This window comes from Mycolicibacterium sphagni, assembly GCF_002250655.1.
GTDB classification, from domain to species: domain Bacteria; phylum Actinomycetota; class Actinomycetes; order Mycobacteriales; family Mycobacteriaceae; genus Mycobacterium; species Mycobacterium sphagni.
In genome coordinates this window covers 1-564 of record NZ_NOZR01000066.1, presented here as the reverse complement: position 1 = coordinate 564, position 564 = coordinate 1, and the positions used below count along the sequence as shown (strand labels likewise).

Annotated in this window: 1 protein-coding gene; it reads left to right on the top strand. The window is 68.4% G+C overall.

What is annotated here, in order from left to right:
• Positions 1 to 564: LpqN/LpqT family lipoprotein (locus CG716_RS29415; RefSeq protein ID WP_207760819.1), on the top strand; the 564-nt coding region annotated here is incomplete at both ends.

Sequence of the window (564 nt, the reverse complement as noted above, 5' to 3'; positions counted from 1 at the left end):
CACCCCTGCCACGTCGGGCACGCTGGCCGAGTTCTTCAAGCAAAAGGGCGTCGCGATGCAGCCGCAGAAGGCGGCCGGCTTCACCGGGCTCAACCTGGTCCTGCCGATGCCCAGGGGCTGGAGCGTGGTCCCCGACCCGAACGTCCCCGACGCCTTCACGGTGCTCGCCGACCGCCTCGGCGGCGACGGCCTCTACACCTCCAACGCGCAGCTGACGGTCTACAAGCTGGTCGGTGACTTCGACCCGAAGGAAGCCATCAGCCACGGATTCATCGACAGCCAGCAGCTGTCCAACTGGCAGCCGACCGACGCGTCGATGGCCGACTTCGGCGGCTTCCCCTCGTCACTCATCGAAGGCACCTATCTCGAGAACAACATGACGCTGAACACGTCGCGCCGCCACGTGATCGTTCAGTCCGGGCCGGACCGCTACCTGGTGTCGCTCTTTGTGACGACCGCCGCCAGCCAGGTGGTCGCCACCGCCGACGCGACCGATGCCATCGTCAACGGCTTCAAGGTCACGCCTCCGGGACCCCCGCCGCCGCCGCCGGCACCGCCCGGGCC